At 48.2% G+C, this 25,993-nt stretch carries 29 protein-coding genes and 1 riboswitch; of the genes, 8 read left to right on the forward strand and 21 right to left on the reverse strand.

Features of this window, described 5'->3' with window-relative positions; genetic code table 11:
- Window positions 1-31: 31 nt before the first annotated feature.
- From ACN0T0_RS07410 to ACN0T0_RS07490, 17 genes are read right to left on the reverse strand one after another with little or no spacing between them, the layout of a single operon-like run.
- Window positions 32-1,258: a beta-ketoacyl-ACP synthase gene (locus ACN0T0_RS07410; protein ID WP_417224674.1), complete on the reverse strand. Its 1,227-nt coding sequence runs from the start codon at window positions 1,256-1,258 to the stop codon at window positions 32-34.
- On the reverse strand, window positions 1,258-1,983 hold the full coding sequence (locus tag ACN0T0_RS07415) for a 3-ketoacyl-ACP reductase FabG2 (protein ID WP_417224676.1): 726 nt from the start codon (window positions 1,981-1,983) through the stop codon (window positions 1,258-1,260). The genes ACN0T0_RS07410 and ACN0T0_RS07415 overlap by 1 nt, the downstream gene beginning before the upstream one ends.
- Complete coding sequence (locus ACN0T0_RS07420) at window positions 1,980-2,432, reverse strand: hypothetical protein (protein WP_417224678.1); 453 nt, start codon at window positions 2,430-2,432, stop codon at window positions 1,980-1,982. The genes ACN0T0_RS07415 and ACN0T0_RS07420 overlap by 4 nt, the downstream gene beginning before the upstream one ends.
- Complete coding sequence (locus tag ACN0T0_RS07425) at window positions 2,429-3,598, reverse strand: beta-ketoacyl-ACP synthase (RefSeq protein WP_417224680.1); 1,170 nt, start codon at window positions 3,596-3,598, stop codon at window positions 2,429-2,431. Before ACN0T0_RS07425 ends, ACN0T0_RS07420 begins: the two co-directional genes overlap by 4 nt.
- On the reverse strand, window positions 3,595-4,149 hold the full coding sequence (locus ACN0T0_RS07430; protein WP_417224682.1) for a DUF3261 domain-containing protein: 555 nt from the start codon (window positions 4,147-4,149) through the stop codon (window positions 3,595-3,597). The genes ACN0T0_RS07425 and ACN0T0_RS07430 overlap by 4 nt, the downstream gene beginning before the upstream one ends.
- On the reverse strand, window positions 4,137-5,369 hold the full coding sequence (locus tag ACN0T0_RS07435; RefSeq protein ID WP_417224683.1) for an NAD(P)/FAD-dependent oxidoreductase: 1,233 nt from the start codon (window positions 5,367-5,369) through the stop codon (window positions 4,137-4,139). The genes ACN0T0_RS07430 and ACN0T0_RS07435 overlap by 13 nt, the downstream gene beginning before the upstream one ends.
- Window positions 5,366-7,681, reverse strand: a complete 2,316-nt coding sequence (locus ACN0T0_RS07440) for an MMPL family transporter (RefSeq protein ID WP_417224685.1) — start codon at window positions 7,679-7,681, stop codon at window positions 5,366-5,368. The genes ACN0T0_RS07435 and ACN0T0_RS07440 overlap by 4 nt, the downstream gene beginning before the upstream one ends.
- Complete coding sequence (locus ACN0T0_RS07445; protein WP_417224686.1) at window positions 7,678-8,196, reverse strand: outer membrane lipoprotein carrier protein LolA; 519 nt, start codon at window positions 8,194-8,196, stop codon at window positions 7,678-7,680. Before ACN0T0_RS07445 ends, ACN0T0_RS07440 begins: the two co-directional genes overlap by 4 nt.
- Window positions 8,197-8,234: 38 nt before the next feature.
- Entirely contained in the window at window positions 8,235-8,642 is a 408-nt protein-coding gene (locus ACN0T0_RS07450) for an acyl-CoA thioesterase (protein WP_417224688.1), read from the reverse strand.
- 35 nt (window positions 8,643-8,677) lie between these two features.
- The gene (locus ACN0T0_RS07455) at window positions 8,678-9,625 is read right to left on the reverse strand and encodes a lipid A biosynthesis acyltransferase (protein ID WP_417224690.1); all 948 of its coding nucleotides are present in this window, start codon (window positions 9,623-9,625) and stop codon (window positions 8,678-8,680) included.
- Window positions 9,618-10,385 (reverse strand): glycosyltransferase family 2 protein, encoded by a 768-nt coding sequence (locus tag ACN0T0_RS07460; RefSeq protein WP_417224692.1) that lies wholly within the window; start codon window positions 10,383-10,385, stop codon window positions 9,618-9,620. Before ACN0T0_RS07460 ends, ACN0T0_RS07455 begins: the two co-directional genes overlap by 8 nt.
- Window positions 10,363-12,063 (reverse strand): AMP-binding protein, encoded by a 1,701-nt coding sequence (locus ACN0T0_RS07465; RefSeq protein WP_417224694.1) that lies wholly within the window; start codon window positions 12,061-12,063, stop codon window positions 10,363-10,365. The genes ACN0T0_RS07460 and ACN0T0_RS07465 overlap by 23 nt, the downstream gene beginning before the upstream one ends.
- A complete protein-coding gene (locus ACN0T0_RS07470) occupies window positions 12,063-12,605 on the reverse strand; it encodes a hypothetical protein (protein ID WP_417224695.1) in 543 nt (180 codons plus the stop codon). The genes ACN0T0_RS07465 and ACN0T0_RS07470 overlap by 1 nt, the downstream gene beginning before the upstream one ends.
- On the reverse strand, window positions 12,605-12,850 hold the full coding sequence (locus tag ACN0T0_RS07475) for an acyl carrier protein (RefSeq protein ID WP_215953843.1): 246 nt from the start codon (window positions 12,848-12,850) through the stop codon (window positions 12,605-12,607). The genes ACN0T0_RS07470 and ACN0T0_RS07475 overlap by 1 nt, the downstream gene beginning before the upstream one ends.
- Window positions 12,851-12,859: 9 nt before the next feature.
- Window positions 12,860-13,120 (reverse strand): phosphopantetheine-binding protein, encoded by a 261-nt coding sequence (locus tag ACN0T0_RS07480; RefSeq protein WP_417224698.1) that lies wholly within the window; start codon window positions 13,118-13,120, stop codon window positions 12,860-12,862.
- Complete coding sequence (locus tag ACN0T0_RS07485; RefSeq protein WP_417224700.1) at window positions 13,095-13,880, reverse strand: lysophospholipid acyltransferase family protein; 786 nt, start codon at window positions 13,878-13,880, stop codon at window positions 13,095-13,097. The genes ACN0T0_RS07480 and ACN0T0_RS07485 overlap by 26 nt, the downstream gene beginning before the upstream one ends.
- Before the next feature lie 5 nt (window positions 13,881-13,885).
- Window positions 13,886-14,599 carry a beta-ketoacyl synthase chain length factor gene (locus ACN0T0_RS07490; protein ID WP_417224701.1) on the reverse strand — a complete coding sequence of 238 codons (714 nt, stop codon included), beginning with the start codon at window positions 14,597-14,599 and terminating at the stop codon, window positions 13,886-13,888.
- Between the two features lie 159 nt (window positions 14,600-14,758).
- On the opposite strand from ACN0T0_RS07490, the gene ACN0T0_RS07495 reads away from it, so the two are divergent.
- From ACN0T0_RS07495 to ACN0T0_RS07505, 3 genes are all read left to right on the forward strand, one after another.
- Window positions 14,759-15,226, forward strand: coding sequence for an excinuclease ATPase subunit (locus ACN0T0_RS07495; protein ID WP_417224703.1), 468 nt, complete (start codon window positions 14,759-14,761; stop codon window positions 15,224-15,226).
- Window positions 15,204-15,884 carry a 4'-phosphopantetheinyl transferase family protein gene (locus tag ACN0T0_RS07500; RefSeq protein ID WP_417224705.1) on the forward strand — a complete coding sequence of 227 codons (681 nt, stop codon included), beginning with the start codon at window positions 15,204-15,206 and terminating at the stop codon, window positions 15,882-15,884. Before ACN0T0_RS07495 ends, ACN0T0_RS07500 begins: the two co-directional genes overlap by 23 nt.
- A gap of 168 nt (window positions 15,885-16,052) precedes the next feature.
- The gene (locus tag ACN0T0_RS07505; protein WP_417224707.1) at window positions 16,053-16,904 is read left to right on the forward strand and encodes an alpha/beta fold hydrolase; all 852 of its coding nucleotides are present in this window, start codon (window positions 16,053-16,055) and stop codon (window positions 16,902-16,904) included.
- Between the two features lie 20 nt (window positions 16,905-16,924).
- Here ACN0T0_RS07505 and ACN0T0_RS07510 read toward each other — a convergent pair whose 3' ends face one another.
- The 3 genes from ACN0T0_RS07510 to ACN0T0_RS07520 all read right to left on the reverse strand — a co-directional run bounded on the left by ACN0T0_RS07510 (window position 16,925) and on the right by ACN0T0_RS07520 (window position 19,959).
- A complete protein-coding gene (locus tag ACN0T0_RS07510; RefSeq protein WP_417224709.1) occupies window positions 16,925-17,929 on the reverse strand; it encodes an adenosine deaminase in 1,005 nt (334 codons plus the stop codon).
- Window positions 17,930-18,108: 179 nt separating this feature from the next.
- Complete coding sequence (locus ACN0T0_RS07515) at window positions 18,109-19,389, reverse strand: AmpG family muropeptide MFS transporter (protein ID WP_417224711.1); 1,281 nt, start codon at window positions 19,387-19,389, stop codon at window positions 18,109-18,111.
- A gap of 87 nt (window positions 19,390-19,476) precedes the next feature.
- Window positions 19,477-19,959, reverse strand: a complete 483-nt coding sequence (locus ACN0T0_RS07520) for a YajQ family cyclic di-GMP-binding protein (RefSeq protein ID WP_417224713.1) — start codon at window positions 19,957-19,959, stop codon at window positions 19,477-19,479.
- Window positions 19,960-20,077: 118 nt separating this feature from the next.
- Here ACN0T0_RS07520 and ACN0T0_RS07525 point away from each other — a divergent pair, with 118 nt between their 5' ends.
- From ACN0T0_RS07525 to ACN0T0_RS07545, 5 genes are all read left to right on the forward strand, one after another.
- Window positions 20,078-20,989: a ketopantoate reductase family protein gene (locus tag ACN0T0_RS07525; protein ID WP_417224715.1), complete on the forward strand. Its 912-nt coding sequence runs from the start codon at window positions 20,078-20,080 to the stop codon at window positions 20,987-20,989.
- Window positions 20,990-21,032: 43 nt separating this feature from the next.
- On the forward strand, window positions 21,033-21,890 hold the full coding sequence (ppk2, locus tag ACN0T0_RS07530) for a polyphosphate kinase 2 (protein ID WP_417224717.1): 858 nt from the start codon (window positions 21,033-21,035) through the stop codon (window positions 21,888-21,890).
- A 76-nt stretch (window positions 21,891-21,966) separates the two neighbouring features.
- Window positions 21,967-22,193, forward strand: a riboswitch (cobalamin riboswitch).
- 35 nt (window positions 22,194-22,228) lie between these two features.
- Window positions 22,229-24,055: a TonB-dependent receptor domain-containing protein gene (locus tag ACN0T0_RS07535; RefSeq protein ID WP_417224719.1), complete on the forward strand. Its 1,827-nt coding sequence runs from the start codon at window positions 22,229-22,231 to the stop codon at window positions 24,053-24,055.
- 71 nt (window positions 24,056-24,126) lie between these two features.
- Window positions 24,127-24,690 (forward strand): cob(I)yrinic acid a,c-diamide adenosyltransferase, encoded by a 564-nt coding sequence (locus ACN0T0_RS07540; RefSeq protein ID WP_417224720.1) that lies wholly within the window; start codon window positions 24,127-24,129, stop codon window positions 24,688-24,690.
- 66 nt (window positions 24,691-24,756) lie between these two features.
- A complete protein-coding gene (locus ACN0T0_RS07545; RefSeq protein ID WP_417224722.1) occupies window positions 24,757-25,029 on the forward strand; it encodes a hypothetical protein in 273 nt (90 codons plus the stop codon).
- An 82-nt stretch (window positions 25,030-25,111) separates the two neighbouring features.
- Here ACN0T0_RS07545 and ACN0T0_RS07550 read toward each other — a convergent pair whose 3' ends face one another.
- Window positions 25,112-25,921 (reverse strand): cobalamin-binding protein, encoded by an 810-nt coding sequence (locus ACN0T0_RS07550; protein ID WP_417224724.1) that lies wholly within the window; start codon window positions 25,919-25,921, stop codon window positions 25,112-25,114.
- Window positions 25,922-25,993: the final 72 nt, after the last annotated feature.

Below are 25,993 nucleotides of genomic sequence, written 5' to 3' on the forward strand. Positions count from 1 at the left end.
TCCTTGCAAGTGCTATTGCCCCACTTGCTCACTATTCCCAGCGTTTAAAAATGAGAGAGGTATTAATTCCGCCAAACGCAAAGTTATTGCTCATGACATAGTCGGTATGGATGCTTCGGCCTTCAGCCATAATGTAATCTAGAGTGGCACACTCGGGGTCTACATGGGTGAGGTTTGCCGTTGGACAAAACCAATCATCGTTCATCATTTCAATGGCAGTCCAAGCTTCCAATGCACCACAGGCGCCCAGGGTATGCCCGGTATAACTCTTCAATGAACTAATCGGTGCCGTATCACTAAAGACAGCGGCGGTTGCATGGCTTTCGGCAACATCGCCACGATTGGTTGCGGTACCGTGAGCACTGATATAACCGATATCGCTGGCAGATAGCTTAGCATCGCTGAGCGCCAACCGAATGGAGGTTTCCATTGTTTCAGCATTCGGCTGGGTTACATGCTGACCATCCGAGTTTGTACCAAAACCCACCACCTCAGCATGAATATTGGCCCCCCGATTCAAGGCATGTTCCAATTCTTCAAGAATAAGAGCGCCACCCCCCTCACCGATCACGAGACCATCACGGTCTTTATCAAACGGACGAGGAGATTTTTCCGGCGTATCATTCGCAATGCTGGTCGCAAAGAGCGTATCAAAAACAGCCGCCTCGGTTGCACACAACCCTTCACTTCCGCCCGCCACCATGACCTGCTGCAGCCCGTGTTTAATCGCCTCATACGCGTACCCAATTCCCTGACTCCCTGATGTGCAGGCGCTTGACGTGGTAATAACACGGCCACGAATACCAAAATAGACGCCTATATTAACCGGGGCGGTATGCGCCATCATCTTGACATAGGAGTTTGCATTTAAACCATCTGACGATTGGTTTATCAGCATTCTACCGAAATCGACAAAAGCATTTGTATCTCCGGCAGACGAACCAAACGCGACCCCGACTTGTCCCTGGCCCAACTCTGAAGAGCCCAACAAACCAGCATCAGTCAACGCTAACTCAGCACTGTAGACGCCAAATTGAGCAACCCGCCCCATACTACGTAGATCTTTACGTTTATAGTGGGTGGGCATAGAAAAATCGGTAACAGGGCCCGCAAGACGAGTATTTAGGCCATCATAGATATCCCATTCATCCATTCTGACAATACCGGTTTTCACGCCTTGCAGGTTTTTCTTAATTGTTTGCCAGTCATTCCCTATAGGAGAAAAACCCGCCATTCCCGTTACAACAACACGCTTCATCAATGCATTCCACCATTAACCGAAATCACCTGCCGAGTAATATACCCAGCATCTTCAGACATTAAAAAACTGACAGTACCCGCCACCTCGCTGACACTCCCAACCCGCTGCATTGGAATCATCTTCATCGCTTCATCCAACACCAACCGCTCGGTCATTTCGGTTTCGATGAGCCCCGGAGCAACACAATTGACGGTGATTTTACGTTTTGCCAACTCAACGGCAAGGGCTTTGGTTGCACCAATAATACCAGCCTTTGCCGCACTGTAATTAACCTGACCACGATTGCCCATTTCACCGGATACCGACGACATTGTCACAATACGACCAGGCTTCCGCCGCCGAATCATCGACATAATCACCGGATGAAGTACATTATAAAAACCATCTAGGTTGGTTCTAAGCACCTCATCCCACTCATCCCCAGGGATCGCAGGAAAGGCATTATCTCGAGCGACACCGGCATTACAGACAACCCCGTAATAGCCACCAAATGCCTCTGTATCCTGCTCTAAAACGTCCCGTGCTTGATCACGGTCAGCAATATCAAACTGTAATATCCGAACCTGCCGTCCTAGCGCCTTAATGTGAGTTGCCACCGCTTCGGCATCCTCACGTTGGGTTCGACAATGTAGCACAATATCATAACCATCTTCAGCGAGTCGCAGTGCGATGCCTTTACCGATACCCCGGCTTGAACCTGTTACCAATACTGTGCCTTTCATTGATTCGCATCCTTCAAAAACTGCTCTCCATCCTCAGGCTGAAAGACATTCAGGCTGGCGCTAGCGCTAACGTCTCGGCCCTGCAAATGACATTCAAAAGCACTCAAACCATTTTCAGCCTGCATATTTCTGATCACCCTCAGTGCCAATCGATCACCCAAAAGAAAATAATCTGCGCTACACAGATACTTACGGGTGCCCAATAAAAAGCCCAACTTCGGCGCTTCACCTTTAAGTCTTTCTTGTAAACCCGCATAGGCTCCGATAGCCTGCGCTAAATACTCCAGCCCAACCCACGCGGGCACCCCTCGAGAATCGGCAAACATACTATCTGCATTAATGGCGACCTCTGCGGTCAGCCAATCATCCCCATAACCTGTTATCTCTGTTAACAAGCTCATCCGTCCAGAGTGAGGGACGAGATCTGCGACCTGATAGTCAGATTTCATCGCAACCCTCTTAATATCAACGATATATTATTGCCACCAAAAGCAAATGAATTACTCAACATATACTCGGGTATCTCAGTGGTATTTGTTTCTGTCACAAGGTTGATCGGCGGTAACTCAGGATCGTAAACACCATCCCAATGATGCACTGGCGTAAAGCCTTCCTGTAGTGCTAACCAGCAGATCGCCGCCTCAAGCGCACCGGCTGCACCGAGCGTGTGACCGGTAAACGGTTTGGTAGAACTACACTGAGCTGATGACCCAAACACCGCCGCTACCGCCAGCGCCTCCATTTGATCATTCAAGGCAGTCGCCGTACCGTGTAAATTGATATAACTAATCTGTTCTGCAGCAATGCCGGCATCGGCTAATGCTGCAGACATACAGCGTACAGCACCCCCACCGGAAGGATCGGGTGCAGAAATATGATGTGCATCCGAACTTTCACCAACTCCAACTAGCTCAACCCCCTGCGCCTCTGTTGTTACTAGAAACAGGGCGGCAGCTTCACCTATATTGATGCCATTTCGGTTGACGCTAAACGGATTACAGGGCTGATTACTCACCGCCTCTAGGGACGAAAATCCCTGCACGGTCAAATGACACAATGTATCAACACCACCGGCGATCACGGCATCACAAAGGCCTGAGCGAACTAGCCGACGAGCAGACGCCAGAGCTTTACTGCCCGATGAGCAGGCTGTCGATATAGCAAAAATTGGCCCGTTCACATTCAATTGCTTTGCTACAAAAGCGGCGGTGGCCCCCATTTCCTGAAGCCCATAATCATATTCATCAGACAATTGGCCCGTCTGCGCCCGATGACTAAGAAATGCTTCACTATCGCCAATACCCGATGTCGATGTACCGATAACGACACCTACACGATCCGCCCCATAGCGCTTTACCGCGGCGTCAATATCACTGCGAATCTGTTGCAGGGCAGCTAAAGCAAAACGATTATTACGACTCTGCCATTTCGTGTCACTAAATGAAATCTCGGGTAATGTACCGCCATATAAGCCGAGCGGAAGAACTTCGCTTGAGCTGAATTGATCCGTGAACGTTAACTCAGGCTGACCTGATATCAAGCGTTCACAAACCTGTGCCGGTGAATCACCTAAAGCACTGAGCATCGCCATTGAGTTGAGATAACATCGCTTCAAGGTCGCAATTCCTTCTGTTCTAGAGTCTCTATAATGACCCGATATCCCGCCAACTGATTATCTATATTCACCTGCTGCCCCGTATACTCTACATCCAGCCAAAGCTTACCGTTGTAACTTAACTGCCGATGATCATCGGCTAATGCTACAGTCCATCCCTGCTCAGCGCGGTAACTACGTTGTAAAGTATCATCAGGCCAAAGCGCGAACTGGATCAACGCCAGTATATCGTGACCCGGCAACTCAATCGAGGCAGCCGCGCGCTGCGTTAACTCTTGCCCATCAAACTCAAGAGAGAGTAGTTGTTGCCCCGTTGGCAGAAGCGCCACCAATTGAGTCTGGGCATAGGTAAACCGCCCGATCGCAATAAACTGCTGTTGCTGCCCCCAGCTATCTAATGTCACCCGTTGCGTCAGCAATACCGGAGACGGCCCATCAACGGGTTGAAGCAGCTTCATCTCGGCCTGACGGTTACTAGTACCAATAACACTACAGCCTGTCATCAATAACAGAACAAGCAACGATACGAATAACAGCTTCATTTTCGACATAATTCAGCCAAGGTCGTCAAGCGACTAGGATCTCGCACATAAGGGTTCTGCTCATCCCAAGCATAACCGGCAAGAATTGAACTGATCATCGCCTTAATCTGTTCACTTTTATCCGCTGCAAAAATAACATCTTGCAACCGACCATCATACCAACCTTCTACAAAGGTTCTGAAAGTATTCACCCCACGCATCAACGGATCGGCATATTCGGTTTGCCAATCAGGCTTCACCCCTTGCAACTGTCGGTGCACCACCTCAGCAGCAAGCGAGGCCGACTTTAAAGCGATAGTGACGCCAGAGGAGAACACCGGATCAAGAAACTCACCGGCATTACCGAGTAAAGCAAAGTTGTCGCCATAGAGACTTTCCACATTGCAGGAATAGCCATCGACCATACCAACACGAGTATCAAACTTAGCTTGAGCAAGGCAATCATTTAGCAGCCCACTTTCTGCGATAAATCGCTGCAGTATGTCACCTTCAGAGCCCTCAGACGCAGCATAAGTCTCTCTTGGTAATACCACCCCAACCGATGCCCGTCCGTTACTAAAAGGAATTAACCAATACCATACAGCTGGATGATGGGGGTGAACTGTAATCAAAATCTTGTTTCGATCGAAACGATGATCACGAATATTGTCCTCAATATGAGTAAACAGTGACACCCGTGAAGCAAGGCTTGAGGATTTTTCCAATTGCATTAGCCGTGGTAAGACCCGGCCAAAGCCACTGCCATCAAGCACAAAACCTGCACTCACCTGAAAAATAGAACCATCGTCGGACACCACATCAATTTGCATCCCCTTTTCAATTGAGGTGACGGCAATCACTGTCTGCCCATAACGAACCTCAGCTCCGCGCGCACTAGCGCAATCGGCTAGCACCTTATCAAACCGTTCTCGCTGTACCTGAAACGTCGTCCCCCAACCTGAGGTGAATTTTTCACGAAAGTCAAAACAGTCATATTCGTTAGCCCGGGAAAAAGCGGCGCCATTTTTATATTGAAAACCGGCCTCGACCACCGCCTGCAACATACCGGCCCGTTCGAGGAAGGCCATACTTTGAGGCAGTAGACTCTCACCAATTGAAAAACGTGGGAAATGTTCTTTTTCCAGCACCAACACTCGGTAGCCATAGTCCGCCAATAAGGCTGAAGCAACAGCCCCCGATGGGCCTGCGCCAATAACAACGACGTCGTAACATCCCTGTGAAACAGTCATTCTTTAATCTCCGATTGTGACCTGCGCATCAGTGGTGCAATTAGCCAGACTAAACAAAGTCCGGGTAACACAATAATGCCAAAATGATAAAGTACGGGAGTTTGGCTAAAGGTTAATAAACCAAACGCCAATAAACTCGTGATGGCGGATAGACTGACAGCCAACCAAGTATGATCACTGTCCGCCGCTTCATAGAGAAAAATCCCCATATCAAGGCCGATGCCCAACACCAACATCAAAGCAATCAAATTAAACAGATTATAACCACCATCACTCAGTATCAAAGCTGCAAAGGTAATTAAAGAAGCCATCAGTGGTGGCAGAATAATCCGCCATAAATCATAGCGATATCGCACAGTTAATAGCGCGATAACCACCCCATAGGCGACCAACAACCACTGAATGATCTGCTGTCGATAATCTGACAATAGGTCAGTGATGTTAGCAACACGATCAACCCAATAGACCCCTGACTCAGCATCAGCCAATAACGTTAGCTGTGCTTTGAGAGCGGGGTTCAACGTGCCCGTAAAACGAATAACACTCGCCGCAGCACCGGAAGAATCACTGACAAGCAGTTGACGCCAGCCTTCGCTGGTCGCTAAATGCCGCCATACCGACGGCGTTAACGGCTGGCTCAGCCCTTGCCTTAGCGCGGCTTCAGTCGCCTCCAACTGGGTTTCAGAAAAATGCAGCACCTTGGCGAGTTCAGGGAGGTATTGTCGATATAATTCGCTAGCTAATTCACTGTTTTCAATTTGACGTTGTCGTGACGGCAACATTTTCGATAGAGCCTGATAACCTGCTAGCTCGGAGCTATTAACCATCTCATCAAGCTGCGACCGTAGCCGCTCTTCGGTTTGTAATACGGTTTCCACACTGTTTGCAGTAATCAATATAAATGCCGCACTACTACTATTACCGAGTAACTGCTGTACCTGCTGGTCTTCATTTAAGAGTTCTGCCGAAGAGGTTTGCAGCAAGCGAATATCATCCTGCGGCTGCCCCTGCCCAATAATCATCAAGCTAATTAGAGCGACAATGGAAAAACCGCCCATCAGTAACGGCTGCGATGCCAAACGCGGATAGCCCTTGCGCCACCGATTTAACCATGCAGCAGAAGGTAACGCACGATGACAGGTGTTACGGTTAATCAACGGCAACCACAGCAAGACGGTCAACCAAGCAGCGATTAACCCCGTCACGGAAAACACCGCCATCTGTCGTAAACCCGGAAACGGAGCTAAGGCAAGCCCGGCATAAGCAATCACACTTGAGGCCAAGCCCAAAAACAAGCCAGCAAATAGCTTTTTCACTACTAGATCAGCGGGTTGGACCTGCCTTTCACACATAAAATGCAGTGCATAATCGACCGACACTCCCACTAGCCCTGCCCCAAAAGCCAACGTTATCAGGTGGATATTCGCGAAACTGAGCAATGTCACCGCACCAGCCATTAAGCAGCCGACTAAGACCGGCAATAAAACCGATCCTAAAGCACTAAAACGCCTAAAAACCAACAATATCAATAAGGTAATACCAAGGATAGACCCCACCCCTATCGTCGATATTTCACTTTTGGCCTGCTGAGCCCCCGCAGCGGCATGCCAAATCAAACCTGAACGGAAAAGCTGAGCGCCAAGCGATGCTAAGGCTTGATCAAGCGGGCCTACCACTGCTAATACACGCTGCTGTATAGGCAGAGAGAAGGGATCGGGATGTAGATCAAGACGAATCAGATACGCTGGTTTGTCACTGGCGGTTAACCGAAACAATCCCTGTTCCAAGGTTATCTGTAAACTCGATTGACGGCTCATTTGTAGATCGGCATAGAGCGCAAAAGGATCGCCAATGGGATCTAAAGCACGGCCCGACAAAGGGCTGAACAGTTGCTGCAAGGCGGCTTGATATTGCTGTTGTCCTTGCCCCGCTATGAGTCTAGAGCGGACACTCTCACTTAATACAGAAAAGCGAAAAGAATAGAGTTCATTACTGGCCTCTGCGGAATCATTCAATTGCCAATCAATACGAGCAATATCCGACAATGTCTGTAACCGTTGCGCCGCCATCGTGACTGCTTGGCGGGCTGTATCACGATCATCCGCCGAAACGACCAGTAGTATCTGCCCCGAAAAATCAGCACTCAGTTGGTCGACTGCCTGACTAATCTCCGGCCGCTGTTCAGTGACGGGTAACAACGCCATCAAACTGGTATCAAAGGTAGGCCCTTGTCGCAGCGCAACCAGCGTAACGCTCAACACAACGATGAGCCATAGCAGTGCCATTAATCGCTGCTGCAACCATCTAATCATGGCTGTAAATCAAGAAATTTAATCTGTGTTTGATCCCCTGTCGCTTCGAAAAGCAACACCTCTCGCAGCAACTCATCACCCCGCAGCTCAACCTTAGCGACGACCTGCTCAACACTGCTATCAATAGGTATTAATGTCACTGTCCAACCTTGTTTAGAACCCTCAACATTCATTTCAAAGTATTCGGCGAGGGTCTGCCACTGAGCGGTCATTACACCAAAAAAGATATCACTGAAAACAGTCACCACTGGATTCTGTTGGCTATCAAGCTTGGATAGCACCGTAGTACCTTGCTGATTAGAAATAGTCTGAGGGGTCAAGTTAAGTAAATTATCGATGGGCTCGAGTGTATGCCAGCGGATCGAGCTATCCCGTTGATAGTCAAAACGGCCGGATGATTCAAACCGAGCATCCAAGGCTTTAACCAACTTAACTTGGGTAAACCGTCCTTGTAATGTTTGCGGGGCACTCGTGAGGGATTCCAACAACGTAAAATCCGCAGCTTGCCCAATCATTGACCAACCCAATAATAGCCCTAACACCCAGCCTCGTATCACGATATCAGCCCCAACTTTTGCAACACAATATCTGGCGAGACATAAAGCATTTCACCACTGTTCATATCCACCGCAACTTGAACGGTATAGGCTTTCGTCAACCTTTTTCCGGTTTCGGCATCACTGATCAGGTAACTCACTTTCAATCGATGTTCCCACTCGACCAACGTTGCCTTTACCTTAACTTTCTGTTGAAAACGTAACGGCTGAGCATAACGAATACGCATATCGATCACAGGCCATGCATAACCTGATGCTTCCATCTGCGGAATGTTATAGTCAAACTGCTCGAACAACTCACAACGGGCGATTTCCAAATATTTAGCGTAGTGCCCGTGCCAAGCAACCCGCATAACATCAACATCATGAAACGGGATCTCAATGCTAACCTCTGTTTCAATCATACGATTTCCTAAACGACTCTCGTTGCATAAAACCATTAATCCTGGGATTCATCAGTAGGCGACACTACTTGCCAAAAAGGAAAGAAATTAAACCACTGCAAGGGCGCTAGCTGGCAATAATGCTCTAGTCGCTTCGCATAAGCTTGCACCGCACTCTGAAGTTGTTCACGACGGTTACGCCGATTGAAGCAGATTTTCGCCGCAAATGACTCCAAATAAAGGTGATATTGCTGCCTATGCTTCAAACAAAACAACAGATAGACAGGGCAGCCCAACAACCCTGCGAGGATAAAGGCCCCTTGAGGAAAAGCAGCTTGAGCACCTAAGAAATCAACCGTCGAAGTACGGCCAGTGCCATTCACAGGTGTACGATCAGCGGCAATAACCACATACTCGCCCGCCGCAACGCGCTCGGATAAAAGCATCGCCGTGGCTGGCGTCATATCGGTCACTTGCATCAAATTAATACAAGCGTTGCTATTGGTTTGCTGCATCAAAGTATTAAACTTTTCCGCATGGCGAGTGTGCACCAGCATAGTGATTTTGATATTAGGAAGTTGGTGAGCCAACGCACTACATACTTCGGTATTTCCCAGATGAGACACCAAAATCACGCCACCACGGGTACTTCGGTCAACCTCTTCAAAAACTTCAGGTGTTGCAAAAACAACATCCTCACGGTGAATGCGCCCCATCCAAACCAATAGTTTATCCAGTAATATTTCACCAAAGCACCAAAAGTGCCGAACAGTGCTCAAACCCGCCTGATGACACTGGGGAAAAGTCTTTAATAACCTAGTTAAATATTCAGCCGACGCCTGCCTTGCTTGACGCCGAGTAAGATAAAAATAACTTATCACCGGCAGTAAAATCAGTCTAAATCCCCAGCGCCCAAATAGCCGATAAACCAGCAGCAAAAACCGCATTCCAAGCAAGGAACCTGCCTCTGCGACGCCTGACCAATGTTTTTTCGCATCAGCCATTTAACTTATTCCGTAGTAGTCGCGGGAGGCGCTGTAACATGCCAAAAAATAATCCTGCATGCATCCGCGAAATAAGTATATTGTCTTTTACCGCATTAAAATGGGAAACGCCATCGATCGGATAATGCACTTTTGTCGGCAGGTTTTCGACCGCTAGACCCTGCCACACCCACCTCACAACAACTTCAGTATCGAACTCCATGCGATCACCGCAGCCATCTTCTCGCAATAACGACACCACTTGCGCTAACGGATAAACCCGAAAGCCACACATCGTATCTTTCACGGAAAATGACAAGGTATTAATCCACACCCAAACATGGGTTAGGTAGCGAGCTAAATAACGGTGCGTTGGTACTGACTCATCATATCGGGGATAACCGATAACCAACGCCTCAGGTGAGGCCTGAGCGGTATCCATAAACAGTGGCATATCCTCTAGATCATGTTGCCCATCGGCATCGACCTGCACCGCATGGCTATAACCAGCTTCAAGAGCCTGCTGAAGCCCAACTTTCACTGCAGCTCCTTTGCCACTATTGCGGGGTAGCCGTATCAAACTGACCCGCTCAGCATACTGATCACATAGTTTCACCAGCACATCACGACAGATAGCCGAACTACCATCATCCACCAGCATAACGGGATAGCCGAAACGTAAAACATCCACCAGCGTGACGCCAATAGCGTCTTCATGGTTATACACCGGAATAACCACTACCGGCTTGAAATCATCTTCAGCTAAAACAGATCCGGCCACTGGAGTGGGCTCCTTTGTCGGAATAGAAACGAAAATTGAGTTTCCCTTTTTCAGGTTGATATTCAAGCGTCAGATTAATAGTCGATTCAGGAAATATAACCTGCTGAAACTTAACAACCTCTAACCGATCAAATTGCCCTACCAGCGACAGCAACTGACGCCCATAATGCTCCGCCCAATGCACCTGCACGATACCGGGCAAGATAGGATTCCCAGCAAAATGCCCATCAAAATAAATAAGATTAGCGGGTATTTGACAAACCAGTTCGGCGCTATTTTCCGTCACCACCTGACTCGTCAAATTTGGCCATTTCACCTCTTGCGATATAAACATCGCTTGTAGATTATCCATGGGTAACTTCCCTTGCGCGTTATAGGGCATCTGTTGAATAAAACGCCAACGTCGAGGCAACAACACCGGTTCAAAAAAGTTTTGTAGATGCTGTTTGAGTTGCTGCTGCAGTTTTCGCTTGCCTGACAAGCCTAACAGCTGCTCGCCCGCTTCAGTCAGTTCTATCACTAAAGCAACCTCCACTCGCTGACGGTTCAGTATCAAAGCCTTAGCTTGCTCAACCAGATCAGACTGCTGAACAATCCGTTCCACTTCGGTCAGAGATACGCGCTTGCCTTCTACTTTAACAATCCGATCAACCCGCCCGCGTAGATGAAACCGTCCTTCAGCAATAAACTCTACTTGATCCGACATTTCAAATGCGACGCCAGCCAACTGGTCGGCAGTCACCAACAATAGCGCGTTATCCGTCGGTGATAGCTGTACGCCGGGTAATGCCTGCCAAGGCTCATCTCCGCTACAGGACTGCTGTCGCCACGCAATGGCTCCGGTTTCAGAACTACCATAAATCTCTCGCACCGGCGCTTGCAGTAATTGGGCAATCTGCACACTATCTCTTTGTTTCAGAGGCGCTGCAGATGAAAGCACCGAGCAGCAACGATCAGCCACCTCAGCCCATGCGACAGCAGTATTGAAGCGCCCTAGGTGTGATGGAGTCGATACTAACGCAAACGAAGGATAGCGTAACCCGCGGCTAAACAGGTCTTCGGTGTATTGCCACTGCTCCGTTTCAAAACGTTGTCCTCTGGCAAGTGGCCATAACAAACGAAAAATCAAGCCATAAAAGTGCTGATGAGTCGCGGTTGAAATCACCACAGCCTCATGATCAGTTGGCCAGAGGGTTTCCAATCCCATTAACTCACTATCGAGCTGAGCTACGGTTTTCTGTATCGCTTTAGGTTCCCCGGTCGAACCTGATGTATAAATTTCAAGCGCAGGAAAATCTTCAGAAAGAGTTTGCCAAGCAAACCTGGACCCATCACTATAAGCCGCTGACCCTGATTTACTGTGAGCAACATCATCCAAAAAATCAGCAACAAACCCCTGTACTTGAAGACTTAACCGCTCACGGGTCGCCGGTCGATTATCACCGGGTACACAGGCGGTACAACCGAGCTGCCAAAGCGCCAATAACATCGCCAGAAATTCCGCTGAATCCTGATGATAGAGCGCCCAACGCTGACCACTTTTAGCCGGCAGCACATTGATCCAATGGAGAATCCGACTTTCCAAATCAGATTTACTGACCGAGCTATTCGCCGTATAGGCAATAGTGCCAGCTGGAGCTGTGTTTAACCAATCCGCCAGTGATAATAATCTGCTCATCAATTCCGTTTAACTCTTTGCCGAACCATCCATTCAACTATCATCAGTAAACCGATGAGGATATAAGCGATAAAACCGTTATACAGCATCCATATCTGTTCCGATGCCCAGACCGCAGTCACCGCAGACACCGCGCCATTGAACACAAAAAAGGCGCACCAAACCCGGGTAACATTACGGGTATAGGCAACGCCCTGTGGCGATAAGTCAGGCTCTTTCAGCCGAGCCATTTTTTCAACCACCGTTTGCCGGGCATACAGACTGCTGGCAAAAATAACCAACATACTGAAATTCACCAGCACAGGGTAAAACTTCAAACCCTGCTGTATCCCCCCGATAATAGCGATCAAAGTCACGCCTATCGCACTGGCGACAATCACCTTACGTTCGCTACGCTGCTCCCCCGCCAGCCACCGCAGCGCCAACACCATCGCGAGCAACGGCAACAATAGAGCAGCGTTAAAACGCTGTAATCCCCAATAAACGATAAAGGGATACCCGAGTGTCAGCAGCAGAACCCCAGCCTTGAAAGCTATCGACATCAGCCAAGCAGCTTTTCAACTTCGGTTACCACATCCTGCACAGTCCGAACCGATTTAAAGTCTTCAGGTTTAATCTTCTTGCCTGTCATTTTTTTTAACTCGACCACCAGATCAACCGCATCGATACTGTCAATATCGAGATCCTGATACAGATTAGCGCCAGGGTGTATCGCCGCCGGATCAATCTCAAACAGCTCAACAAGCACCGCCGAGATTTTCTGATAAATTTGTTCTTGATCAGTCATACCAACCTCTTAACTCGTGCGTTGTGATTCAATTAAAACAGCCAACGCATTGACGCTAGCAAAATGCTCACGGGTATCTTCCGAATCAGCCTTAAGCTTAATGCCATAACGCTTTTGCAATGCTAAACCAATCTCTAGCGCATCAATCGAATCAAGCCCAAGACCGTCAACAAACAATGGTTCGTCATCAATGATCTCATCGGGCTCAATATCTTCCAGATCCAATGTTTCAATGATCATCTGTTTAATTTCCAGCTGCAGATTGCTCATACAGTACCAACTCCTTATTAAAATACTCTGTCAAATCCGCTGTCAGCTTCCGAGCAGCTACCGATGGTGCACTCTCAGCTAGATAAGGTTCCACCGGAATTTCTGCACATACTTTGATCCGAAAATGAACTTTTTGGGACGGCACATCATACCACCGATTTTCTTTGCTCAATGTGGTCGGAACACACTCGATAAGAACGGGTGTGATGTTGGCAGCGGTTCGAATAGCCACATTTGCAGCTCCACGCTTCAGACTTAATGATTGTTGTGGCGTAGTGCGTGTACCTTCCGGAAAAATAATAAGGGCATCATCCTTAGCAAACGCCTCTGCTGCTGCAAGGATAACCGCTTCACTATTTTCATTAATAATATAACCTGCCGTCTTAATCGGCCCCCGTGTAAAAGGGTTACGCACTAATCCACCTTTCACAACACAGTTGGCATTAGGCACTAAGGCAATCAAAAAAATGACATCAATCAGGGAAGGATGGTTAGCCAAAATCAATTTAGCCTGACGCAACTTATCCACATCCTCTAGTTCATAACTCAAAACACCTAAGCACTTCATCATGCCAATATAAAAACGAAACGAATAATGAATAATGCCCTGAGCTCTACGTTCCCGCTGGCGTTTGCTACCGGGTATAAGATACAGCACAGGAACCGCAAATAATGGCAGAAGAATTCCGCCAAGACCGAAGACAAAAAAACTAAACGCAGTACCGAACCAACGCCAAATATGATTAATATGATTAGCCAAGCACCTCATCCGCGACTGACCCGCCAACCGCTGGAATCTGAAACGAAGCGGGCACTCGTGTCTAAGCCACACAAGACCCTCAGCAGTCCGATAAAATCATCGTGATGAGCAGTACCACTCGGGCTATTTTCACGCTGTACGACAAGATCATCACCCTCATCACGCGTTAAAATCATCGCCACTGCACAAGGGAAGTCGACAGAATCGCTATAGGCCTGATAAAGCTCAGGCAGCGGCACATCATAAATGACACAGAGCACCTGAGGTTGCTCCTGGAGTTGTGTGGCCGCTTCAATAAGCGCATTAGGAATAAGATTTTCCATTGCCGCAATCGCCGTCACCTCACTCACATCTTTTCGCGCAATCGATAACAAGCCACTTAGCGCATTATGTACGGCAAGGCTAAAACCCGTTGGCGACATCGGCTCACCGTTAGCAATACCTTCAAGCAGAGACAGCGTTAAAGGGGTATCACCATGGCGAGAAGCAAACACCCCGGGAATCGCATCGATATCGCTCAACACGGGTAAAGCGGCACCAGCGGCACACCGGCCCAACGGGGTAAAGCGCCGTCTCAGCATGGGTGGAATTTGCTTAAGCGATGTTTTTCCCAACTCAAGGGGAAGATCTGATGGATGCAATAGCCATTCGCGCCAAGCATGATGACTTTCAAGTCCTGGGGCAAATGCATTCCATGATTGCAATTTAAAACGTAACAAGCGACTTACTCCGTCAACGACCGTAGCATTAGCCATTTAATCGCATATGTTAAAATATTATCCCTAATTTTCAGGCTGGAATTTTACCTGCTCGCCTCAGTGATGCAACCTAAAGATCATTGAAGCGGATCATTTATCTCCCTATAATCCATGCACTTAATGGAAACGATCTTCAAGGAAAAACCTGTGAAACTGTTTATAGCATTGCTAACCTCGACCCTTCTACTGCTCGCCCCAGAGGCTTACAGCCGTGATTCAAAGCTGATGCTCTCAATTGAAGACGCGATGCAATCTGCTGATTTTAAAGAACGCCTGGATCCCACTATTCAATTGTATTTCGGCCACCAAAAACACGCTAAAAAACTAAGTTCTTTCGGTAACTTCACCACCAACAAAAAAACCAATGCTTTTGGCAAAAGTGATGGAGAAGCATGTCGTTGGGTATTCCTATCAGCTCTACTGGCATTACAAGAAAGAGCCAAAGCCGAAGGGGGTAATGCCGTCGTTAATATTGTCAGCTATTACAAAAAACAGAAATACAGCAGTAACAGTGAATTCGAATGCCATGCGGGTGCTATCATGGCCGGTGTTGCACTGAACGGTGATGTCGTTAAACTTGCCCGCTAACGAAACAAAGAGTGCGCTGCAGTTCTGGTATTACCGAATCTCAGCGCATCATGACAAAGAAACACAACAATACCTTTCTCTACTGCCTCTCACGCAACAACGTTATTACAAAGAACTGCAACATCCTCGCAGAGCGCAACAATATCTATTCAGTCGATTGCTGATCTGCACGGCACTGAGCGAGCGATTTAATCAACCCCTTAGCTACTGGCAAATAGAGGAACGGCGTCACTCTACACCGCTTATCCACAACCTACCAACCGCCCACATTAGTCTGACCCATAGCAAAACACTCATCGGCTTTGCACTGAGCGACAATAACGTTGGAATTGATCTGGAATATAAAAAAAGCACCAGAGATTTTATCTCTGCAGCTGAGCTATTTATGAGCCCTGATGAAATAAGTGCGATGCCTAAAGCAACGTTAGCCAGAAAAAACTATTTTTACCAATTGTGGTGTGCCAAAGAAGCGCTCTATAAAGCGCTTCCCTCTGCACAGCAATCTCAAGTGACTCTTACCTCACTGTGTTATCAAGACCTGAAAACGGGAAATACCCCGTGGCACCTTTATGAAGCCAGCATCGATCAATATCAACTCGCGATTATCGCCAACGGCATATACCCAGAGCCCCATCACATCAGCGAACTGAAACTTTAGCCCTTAACACCAGCGACACAGTACTCAGCCTATTGTTTTTATTAAATCATTAGGCTGATCAGCCAATTTACACTGTAAGTTAGATCAAATACCGATATTATCTCTATAGAACAGCCGCAAAATCAGCCGCTTAATCATACTTTCACTCCCATATTATTTGGAAACACCATGACAATATACAAATCAACCGACGGTGAGCACGCGGTCAAACAATGCTATAACGAGGTGCTTAAACTCTGGCCGGTTGCTTTTGAATCGCTAACCTTGCCAGCCCACCACGGGGATACCCATGTGTTGGCCTGTGGTGACGCGATACTGCCGCCGCTATTGCTCCTGCACGGGGCAATGTCTAACGCCACCGCTTGGTTACCGAATATAGAGGAATGGTCGAAGCATTTTCGCATCTATGCGATCGATATGATTGGCGAGCCAGGCTTAAGCGCACAGGTTCGTCTACCCATGGCCGGTGATGCTTACGCTTTATGGTTAGATGAGGTGATGCAAGGGTTATCGCTGTCTAATGTTGCCATCGTAGGTGAGTCACTCGGTGGCTGGCTGGCACTGGACTACGCTAATCGCCGACCAGAAAACGTCAATCGACTCGCCCTGTTAGTGCCCGGCGGCGTTGGCCCACAACGGAAATTTCTTCTCAAAGCCCTACCACTGATGTTGCTGGGCAAATGGGGCAAACGGAAAGTACGTGAGATGATCTTCGGCCCTGAAGAGAAAAACCCATCGGCGACAACGCTGAAATTTCAGCAGTTTTTTACGCTGATCAGCCAACATGTTATCCCCCGTATGGATAAGCTACCTATCTTTAATGATCAAGCCCTACAAACCATCAAAGCCCCGACGCTGGCGATCGTTGCGGGTAAAGACGTACTGCTCAATTCTGCAGTCACTCAAACACGGTTAGAAGCGAACCTCACCGATATTCAGGTGATTTACCAACCAGAAGCCCGTCACCTGATTCGGGACAGAGACGCTATCTTAGGTTTTTTATTAACAGCGACAGCTTAAAGCGTACCCCGACGGCATAGTCACTTGGCCGTCGAAAAACGTTCTAAACGCTCAAGCAGTTCGACCTTTCGCTCAGGTGTGGCAAAACTATATTCAAAACTATTACGCGCTAGCTGTATCGCTTGCTCACGGGTCATACCTAAGCTTTTTTCGAGGGCCATGAAGTTCTCGGTGAGATAGCCACCAAAATAGGCAGGGTCATCAGAATTAACGGTGACCTTAACGCCCTGCGCTAGCATCTGCAGGATATTGTGTTCGCTCATATCGTCAAAAACTCGCAGCCGAGTATTCGACAATGGACAAACGGTCAATGCGATATCTTCCTCGGCTAAACGCTGCATCAAGGCGGTATCATCGATCGCTCGGACACCATGATCAATACGGTCTACTTTAAGTATATCCAGAGCATCAATAACATTCTGTGCCGGGCCTTCTTCGCCAGCATGGGCAACCGCCAGTAATCCCAGCTCACGTGCCTGAGCAAAGACCTGTGCAAACTTCGCCGGCGGATGGCCAAGCTCCGAACTATCCAAACCAACCGCGATGATCTTATCCAGAAAAGGGGTTGCCTGCTGCAGCGTCTCAAACGCATCTGCTTCGCTCAGATGGCGGAGAAAACACATAATCAAACCATAACTAATACCATACTCACGCTCAGCATCCTCAAGAGCCCGGCTGATACCGTTAATCACCGTGTCAAAAGCAATGCCTCTGGCGGTGTGAGTTTGGGGATCAAAAAACGGTTCAATATGGATAACATGCTGCGCCTGACATTGCTGAATATAGGCCCAGGTTAGATCATAGAAATCTTGCTCGGTTTGTAGCACTGCAGCCCCTTGATAATAGAGATCAAGAAAATCCTGCAGGTTGCCAAAATTATAGGCGTTACTTAGCTGTTCGACTGATGAGTATGGTAATGCAATACCGTTACGCTCTGCCAGTGCGAACATCAGCTCAGGCTCTAATGAACCTTCTAGATGAAGGTGTAACTCAGCCTTGGGTAAGGCATTCAAAAACTGATCCATCCATCACTCCCTTGGCTTGTCTAAGCACTTAACAACGGAGTGTTAAGTGCTTTTCAAACTCTATCTTATTCGTGTTACGCGATCTTGAGGACGCATATAACTGTCAACTTATAATCAAAGTAAAAATTAAACTTGGTCGCTTTTAAATAATAGTCGCACCTTAATATGTTGCTTTCAGTTTATTCCGGTACGCTATTCGGTTTCGCTGTAACCTCATGCCAAGGTGCAACTTTGAGTAATAACAGCATCCCCGGTATCGCCAACAACGCACAGAGATAAAAGAACATATTCCAACCAACAGCATCGACAATATAACCCGTCAGGGCATTTACAAACGTACGAGGTAAGGCGGCTAACGCGGTAAACAGCGCAAATTGGGTGGCCGCAAAGGTGATACTGGTCGTACGAGCGATAAACGCGGTAAACGCCGCCGTGCCGAGGCCCACACCGAGATATTCAAAGCTAATCACCACCGCGAGTACCAGTTTATCCGGACCTAATTCGGCCAACAGTGCAAAACCAAGAATCGTCACAACCTGAACAACCCCAAAAATCCACAGTGCCCGGTTGATACCCAGTTTAATCATCCATAGGCCACCAAGAATCCCCCCAACCACGGATGCCCATAACGCTGATGCTTTGGCGATAACCCCTATTTCCGTCAGGCTGAAGCCCATATCAATATAAAACGGCGTCGACAACGCGGTAGCCATATTGTCGCCTAACTTATATAGAAACATAAAACAGAGAATCTGCAGTGCGCCGGTCCAGCCCAACCGAGTAATAAACTCATTAAAGGGTTCGACCACCGCTTCTTTTAGGGTTTTCGGTGCCCGGGGGGCGGTAATAGGCTCTTTGACGACGAGGGTCATCAACACGCCCAGTATCATAAAGCCCGCGACGATCATAAAAACGCTACTCCAGGGCATGATATCCGCGAGAATAAGCCCCAAAGCACCTGGTACTATTCCTGAGATTCGATAAGCCTGCACATGCACCGAATTGCCCCAGCCTAACTCCTGCTCCGGCAATAACTCCCGGCGATAAGCATCCAAGACAATATCCTGACTGGCGCTGAACAGAGCAACAGCAGTGGCGAGGTAGGCAATAGTCATGATCGACATGCCCGGGTCAAACAGCCCTAAACAGGCAATCGAACCGAGCAATGCCAATTGCATCAATAACATCCACCCACGACGACGACCAAGAAAAGGCGGAATATACCGATCCATCAGTGGTGCCCACATAAACTTCCATGTGTAGGGGAAGGTCACCAAAGCAAATAAACCGATCTCTTTCAGCCCAACCCCTTCCGCACGCAGATAGGCCGGCAGTAATTGAAACAATACATAAAGAGGCATACCGGAAGAAAATCCGGTAAAAATACAGATCAGGGTGCGACGGTTTAAAACCGCATCCGACCAGTGTTGTTTGTTCTCAGTCGCGTTTACCGGGTCCACTTAAAATCCTTGGAATGAAGTCTAAACCTGTGTCAGCCTAGCCGATATAAAGTAACGGCAGCTGAACGCTGCCGTGTATAGGAAAGATTAATCCCGGAAGTTGGTATATTGCAGCGGCAGCTCGAGATCAGCCTCTCGCAACATCGCCATCACACCTTGCAGATCATCACGCTTCTTGCCGGTCACCCGCACCTGATCACCCTGAACCTGAGCCTGTACTTTCAGTTTTTTATCTTTGATCATCTTGATAATTTTTTTACTCAACGGCTGATCGAGTCCCTGCTTTAGCGTAACCAGTTGGCGGGCACGCATGTTAACCGTTTGCGCCTCACCGATATCCAGACTTTTCGTGTCTATCTTACGTCCCACCAGCTTGTTGCGCAGAATCTCCATCATCTGCTGCAACTGGAAATCCACTTCGGCCTGCAAGGTAATCACCTCACCGGCGAGTTCAAATTTGGCATCAACTTTATTAAAATCATAGCGAGTGCCCAGTTCCCGATTCGCCTGGTCGACAGCATTCGTCACTTCATGCATATCCAGTTCAGAAACAATATCAAATGATGGCATCCAAAATACTCCTTAAAATACTGCGACCGCTCCGCTGGCGGCAAATTCGTTTGATCCTGCCTATCATACCGTTATGATGGTCAGACACATACCCCAATTCAGTACAGGATTCTGACCTATGCACTGGCATATTCTGGGCGCTGGCGCTATCGGGTTACTTTGGGCAAGCAAACTAGAAAAGGCGGGCCACCAAGTCTCGTTGATTCTGCATACCCCTGAAAAACTAGCGCACTATCGTCAAGTAGGTGGCTTTACACTCACCGATGAGACAAACACTGAACACTTCAATCCCCCGGCAGCACTGGCGGATAACGATGAATCTATCACTCACCTGCTGGTCACCACAAAATCATTTGCTGTCACGGCCGCATTCGCCTCAATTCAGTCACGCCTGAGTGATAGCAGCCGAATCCTATTGCTCCACAACGGCATGGGGCCACAACAGCAGTTGGCCGCGAACCATCCGCAGCTAGAAATATGGGCTGGCAGCACTACCGACGGTGCCTATTTTGAACGCCCCTGGCAGCTGATCAGAGCCGGTATCGGCGCCACTCAGATAGGTCGTCTATCGGACACCGGTAACGAGCAACTCTATCAAGCACTGACCGCCGCGGATGATCAACTCAGCTTAGCGACCGATATCCAGAGCGTTCTATGGCGCAAACTAGCCATTAATTGCGCCATTAACCCCCTGACTGCGCTGTATAACTGCCGTAACGGCGAATTAATCAAGTACACCGACCGGCGAGCCGCGATGGCCCAGCTCTGCAAAGAGGTGGATGATGTTGCCCATGCATTGGGAATCACGCTATTTGAACGTAAGTTGATGGAACAAGCTTGGGATGTGGCCGAATTAACGGGGGAAAACTACTCCTCCATGCAGCAGGATATCAGCCATCAGCGGCCAAGTGAGATTGAAACCATTACCGGTTATTTCTGCGCTATTGCCGACCAGGCCAGCATCCCTGTTCCAGCGAACCAGCTTGTATTGGAAGCCATTCGCGGCCTCAGCGAAGCCGCCGCAAACTAAACACAGCTTTTTAAACATAACGGGATTTACAAAGGATATTAGCATGGCCAAGAAAAAGCAGGATATGAGCGCATCTGAAACACGCCAATCACTGGGCCTAGGGGAGGATTACCCCTACGACACAAAGATGTCCCGTGAGGATTATGAAAAAGAGAAGAAAAGGTTACAAATAGAACTGCTACAGATGCAGAACTGGATTAAAAAAAACGGCCAAAAAGTGATTATCATTTTTGAAGGCCGCGATGCCGCTGGCAAGGGTGGCGCGATTCAGCGGTTCACCGAACACCTGAATCCACGGGGCGCCCGTATCGTCGCACTCGACAAACCCTCTAGCGTTGAACAAGGCCAATGGTATTACCAGCGCTATATGCAAGAGCTTCCCAACGCTGGTGAAATCGTCCTGTTCGACCGATCTTGGTATAACCGCGCAGGTGTTGAGCGAGTCATGGAGTTCTGTACCGAAGAGGAATATAAGTTATTTCTCAAACACACACCGATGCTAGAACAGATGCTGGTTGAAAGTGGTGTATGGCTATTTAAATTTTGGTTCTCAGTGAACCAGCGGGAACAGTTTCGTCGTTTTGAAGAGCGCCGAGAAGACCCTTTGAAGCAGTGGAAACTCAGTCCTATGGATATCGCCTCCGTTGAACGCTGGGCAGATTACACCAAAGCGAAAGAGGCGATGTATCACTATACCCATACGGAGCACGCCCCTTGGACCACCATCATGTCTGATGATAAAAAACGGGCCCGTTTAAGCGTTATGAAGATTGTTCTTAACGCCCTACCCTACAAGGACAAAAAAGATAAAAAAGACCTCAAACCCGACAGTAACATCGTCGCCGATGCGATGGATCGCACACCCCAGTTTAGTCATAAACATATCCCGGAGATTGATTAAAAAAGAGGGGCAGATGACCCTGATTCATTGATGCCTGACTGATTTTCATTTGACCAGAGCGCAACTGCAACATAGAGTAGCGCCTCGTTCTACTGGTGCCCAACGCTGATTCTACAGTAAGGGTTAATCGGGAAGACTGGTGCGCTCCTCAACAGAGCAAGTCCAGCGCTGCCCCCGCAACGGTAAGTAACTGCAAAACTGATATAGCCACTGTGATGGGAAGGTGTCAGTTGTTGTTCGATGATCGGCTCATCACCGATCAAGTTACAAGCCCGGAGACCGGCCAGTAGTCAGTCCACTATTTAAGTGCACGGTGGGTGCGCTAAACAGGAAATACAATGAACAGACTCCCCCTTTATCAGGCCGTACTGCTGGGTACTTCACTGATTTCTGCTGCCGCTGTAGCACAAGAAAACAACACCTTCGATCCTCAAACACTGGAAACGATCGTTGTATCTGCCAACCGCATTGAGCAACCGATTACAGAAACCATTGCTTCCGTCTCGGTTATTACCGCAGAAGATATACAGCGTTCTCAAGTTAGCTCAGCTAAAGCGGCCATCAACCTGTTGCCCGGCGTTAACTTCACCAGCAGTGGTGCCCGCGGACAGGCTGCTGCCATGTATACTCGTGGTACAGAGTCAGATCATACGTTAGTTCTGCTCAATGGTATTCGCATTGGTACACCCTCTGCTGCCGGCACACGCTTAGAACTAATCCCAATTGATCAAATTGAAAGAATTGAGTTTGTCAGAGGGCCACGTTCTGCGCTTTATGGCTCTGATGCCATTGGCGGCATTGTTCAAATTTTCACCAAACAACCGACTGGAGACGCAACTGGCTCGGTTGCCGTTACTCTTGGCGACCAAGGTACCCAGAAAATCGCCGGAAATATCTCTAAACAATACAGTGATACCGGCAGCATCTTATTATCAGTATCCAGCGATCAAGATGATGGTATCGATGTAAAAGATGACGCCGAGACAGATAAAGATGGTTATCGTAACCTATCCGCGAACATCACGGTAAACCAACAACTAAGCGAACAGTTCGATCTCACCCTGCAAGCCGCTAAATGGCAAGGCAACAGTGAGTTTGATACGTCTTATGGCGGCAATGAGTCCGATTTTGAAAACGAACTCTATTCAGCCCAAGTGAGTTACACCGGCGAGCGTTTTGAAAGCAGTGTCACAACCGCCTTTGTCAGAGATGATAACCTGACTTACGGCAATGGTATCAGCCGTAAAAATGGCTCTCGCTATGTGACTGAAAGAACTCAAATAAACTGGCTCAACAGCTTTTTCATCAATAATAGTACCCTCTCAGCCGGTATCGATTACCTCGATGACGACTTAGGTGATAGCAGCGAAAACTACAGCGAGACGAGTCGTGAAACCAAAGCCGCTTTTATTGGTTTGTTGCATCAAGGGGAGCGCTATCAAGTTGAAGCAAGCGGTCGTTATACCGACGATGAACAGTTTGGCGATAATTCCACTTTCAGTCTAGGTTATGCCTATCAGTTTGAGCCATTGACCGTCGCATTAAGCTATGGCACCGCGTATAAAGCTCCGACTTTTGATGACCTTTACTACCCTTCACAATGGGGTTATCAGGGCAACCCAGATCTAGAACCTGAAGAATCTCACACCGCTGAAATCACCTTTTCGGGTAATAAACAGAATCGCTGGGAAGTCAGCCTGTATAAAACAGAGATTGATAACCTGATCGAAATTAATGACACCTGGTCAACCATGGTCAATACCGCTGAAGCGGAAATTGAAGGTGCCGATGCTAGCTATCAAATTAGCTATGGCAACTGGAATCATAAACTGAGCTATCAATATGTCTACGCGATTGATGCTAACAGCAAAAAACAGCTACGTTTCCGGCCAAAAGACACTGTTAAATGGCAGATCCAATATGCTAAAAACAACTGGTCAGGTGGTAGCGAATTACTCTGGGAGGGCAAACGCTACACCACTTTGGATAACAGCGCTTCACTCCCAGCATTCACGACAGTTAATTTGTTCGCGCAATATCAAATCACCCCAGAATGGCTGTTAGGTGCACGGGTAGAAAACCTGTTTGACAAGGTATATCAAACCAATCCCGGGTATAATACCCAGGATCGCTTAGTCACTGCGTCGGCCCGTTACAGTTTCTAATCACTAAGCACATTTATCGCTGAACACCAGAGGCCGGGCTATAGCACCCGGCCTTTTTATTGGGAGTTAATATGGCAAACCGTCTGACTAAAATCTACACCCGTACCGGTGACAAAGGCACCACGTCGCTGGCCAATGGTCATAAAGTAGATAAGTGCCACCCACGTATCGAAACCCTAGGCGATACCGACGAGCTGAACTGCCTACTGGGCGTATTGATTGCTGAGCTACCCGCTCAGGAACCGTTAAGGCAACGTTTGTTACAGTGCCAAAATGATCTGTTTGACCTCGGAGGCGAGTTAGCCGTTGCCGACCCGGGTTACACTGTAATCAATGATGCGGTGATATCCGAGATGGAACAACAGATCGATGCGATGAACAGCACTCTGCCACCGCTAAAGGAGTTTATCCTCCCCGGCGGCAACCGCGCAGCAGCACTGTGTCATCAAGCACGAAGCGTATGCCGACGGGCCGAAAGACGTATAGTGGAACTGGCGCAGCAGGAAACGGTCAATCAGATTAGTGCGAAGTATCTGAACCGGCTTTCTGATTTGCTATTCGTCGCCGCTCGTCTTCTAGCCCGCCAGCATGGCGGAGAAGAAGTTTTATGGCAGCCACGTAAGCCGGCTAAATAACCGCCATAGACGCTTTAGCTTTACTAAACCTAAAATGAAACCTGACAACTGTTGAGAGAGACCTATATGTTGCGTTCAATCGCCCCACTGACCCTTGCCCTTTCAGCCATGATGTTAGCCCCGCTGGCACAAGCGGATTGCGCCGATGATCAAAACTGGTGTGAAACAAAGTGCGAAGTTAAACACATCACCGATGAAGCGGCGGCCACCGGCTGTAAATCCAAGTGTGTTGCCGAACGGGCAGCCTGCAGCACTAAAGCTGGCGCAGAAACGGCTTGGGATGCCACCAAAGAAGCAGCCAAGGACACTAAATCGTTTTTTAAAGGATTAACCGAATAAGACCTGTAAGGCAGCGGTTTGCACCATAAGGCTTAGCAAGCCCTGTTATTAATGCCTAGTAAAGATAACGATTCAGCCAGCTTTAGTCTTGATCTATTTTCAACCGAGCTTGCTGAATCACATTACACATCTGTTGCGTACCGTCCAACAAACGCATCGTTGGCCGGTATAACAGGTCTTCATTCAAACGATAAAACTGCTGATAACGGCTCGCCGCCAATTTAGGCCAAGCCAACCATTGTTGCTCCCAACCGTCAGGCACATTTTCACCGGTTAAGATGACCTGTGGATCGGTTTGTAAGACAGATTCTATGCCCAGATGAGGAACCGCTTCTCGATGATCAGCAAACAGGTTTTCACCGCCACACAGATCGATAGCCTGACTGATCATCTGGCTCTTATTCAGCGTCATCAGTGGCTGATGCCAGAGTTGATAGAAAACCCGTATCTTTGTCCGCGAGGCATAGCTGTGCTGCAATTGTTGTAAGCGCCGTTCAAACTCGCTAGCCAGCGGTTCCGCCTCTGGTCGTTGTAGCAACCGCCCAAGCGCTCGCAGGTTATGAGCAATATCACTAAACACTTTAGGATCTGAGTAATACACAGGAATACCTAACCGCTCTAACCGCTGCAGCGGCAAAAGCGGATTCCCTCCCGCCCAAGCCACCACCAGATCCGGCTGCAGGGCAATAATCGCTTCTAAATTAAAACCTTGTGCATCCCCTACGATGGGAATATCCAGCGCTTGGGGTGGGTAATCACTGTGGCTCACCACCCCAACGACACGATCACCTGCGCCAATAGCGAATAAGCTTTCGGTAATATGTGGGGCTAACGCGATAACCCGTTTAGCCGGTTGAGCAATATCAATCACCCGACCATGATTATCTGTCACACTAATGCCTGCTTGCGCTACCAAAGTGAATAAACACTGGCTGCATACAAATAAGATTAAAACGGGTAACTT

The sequence above is a fragment of the Amphritea sp. genome (assembly GCF_048266285.1).
GTDB lineage: Bacteria > Pseudomonadota > Gammaproteobacteria > Pseudomonadales > Balneatricaceae > Amphritea.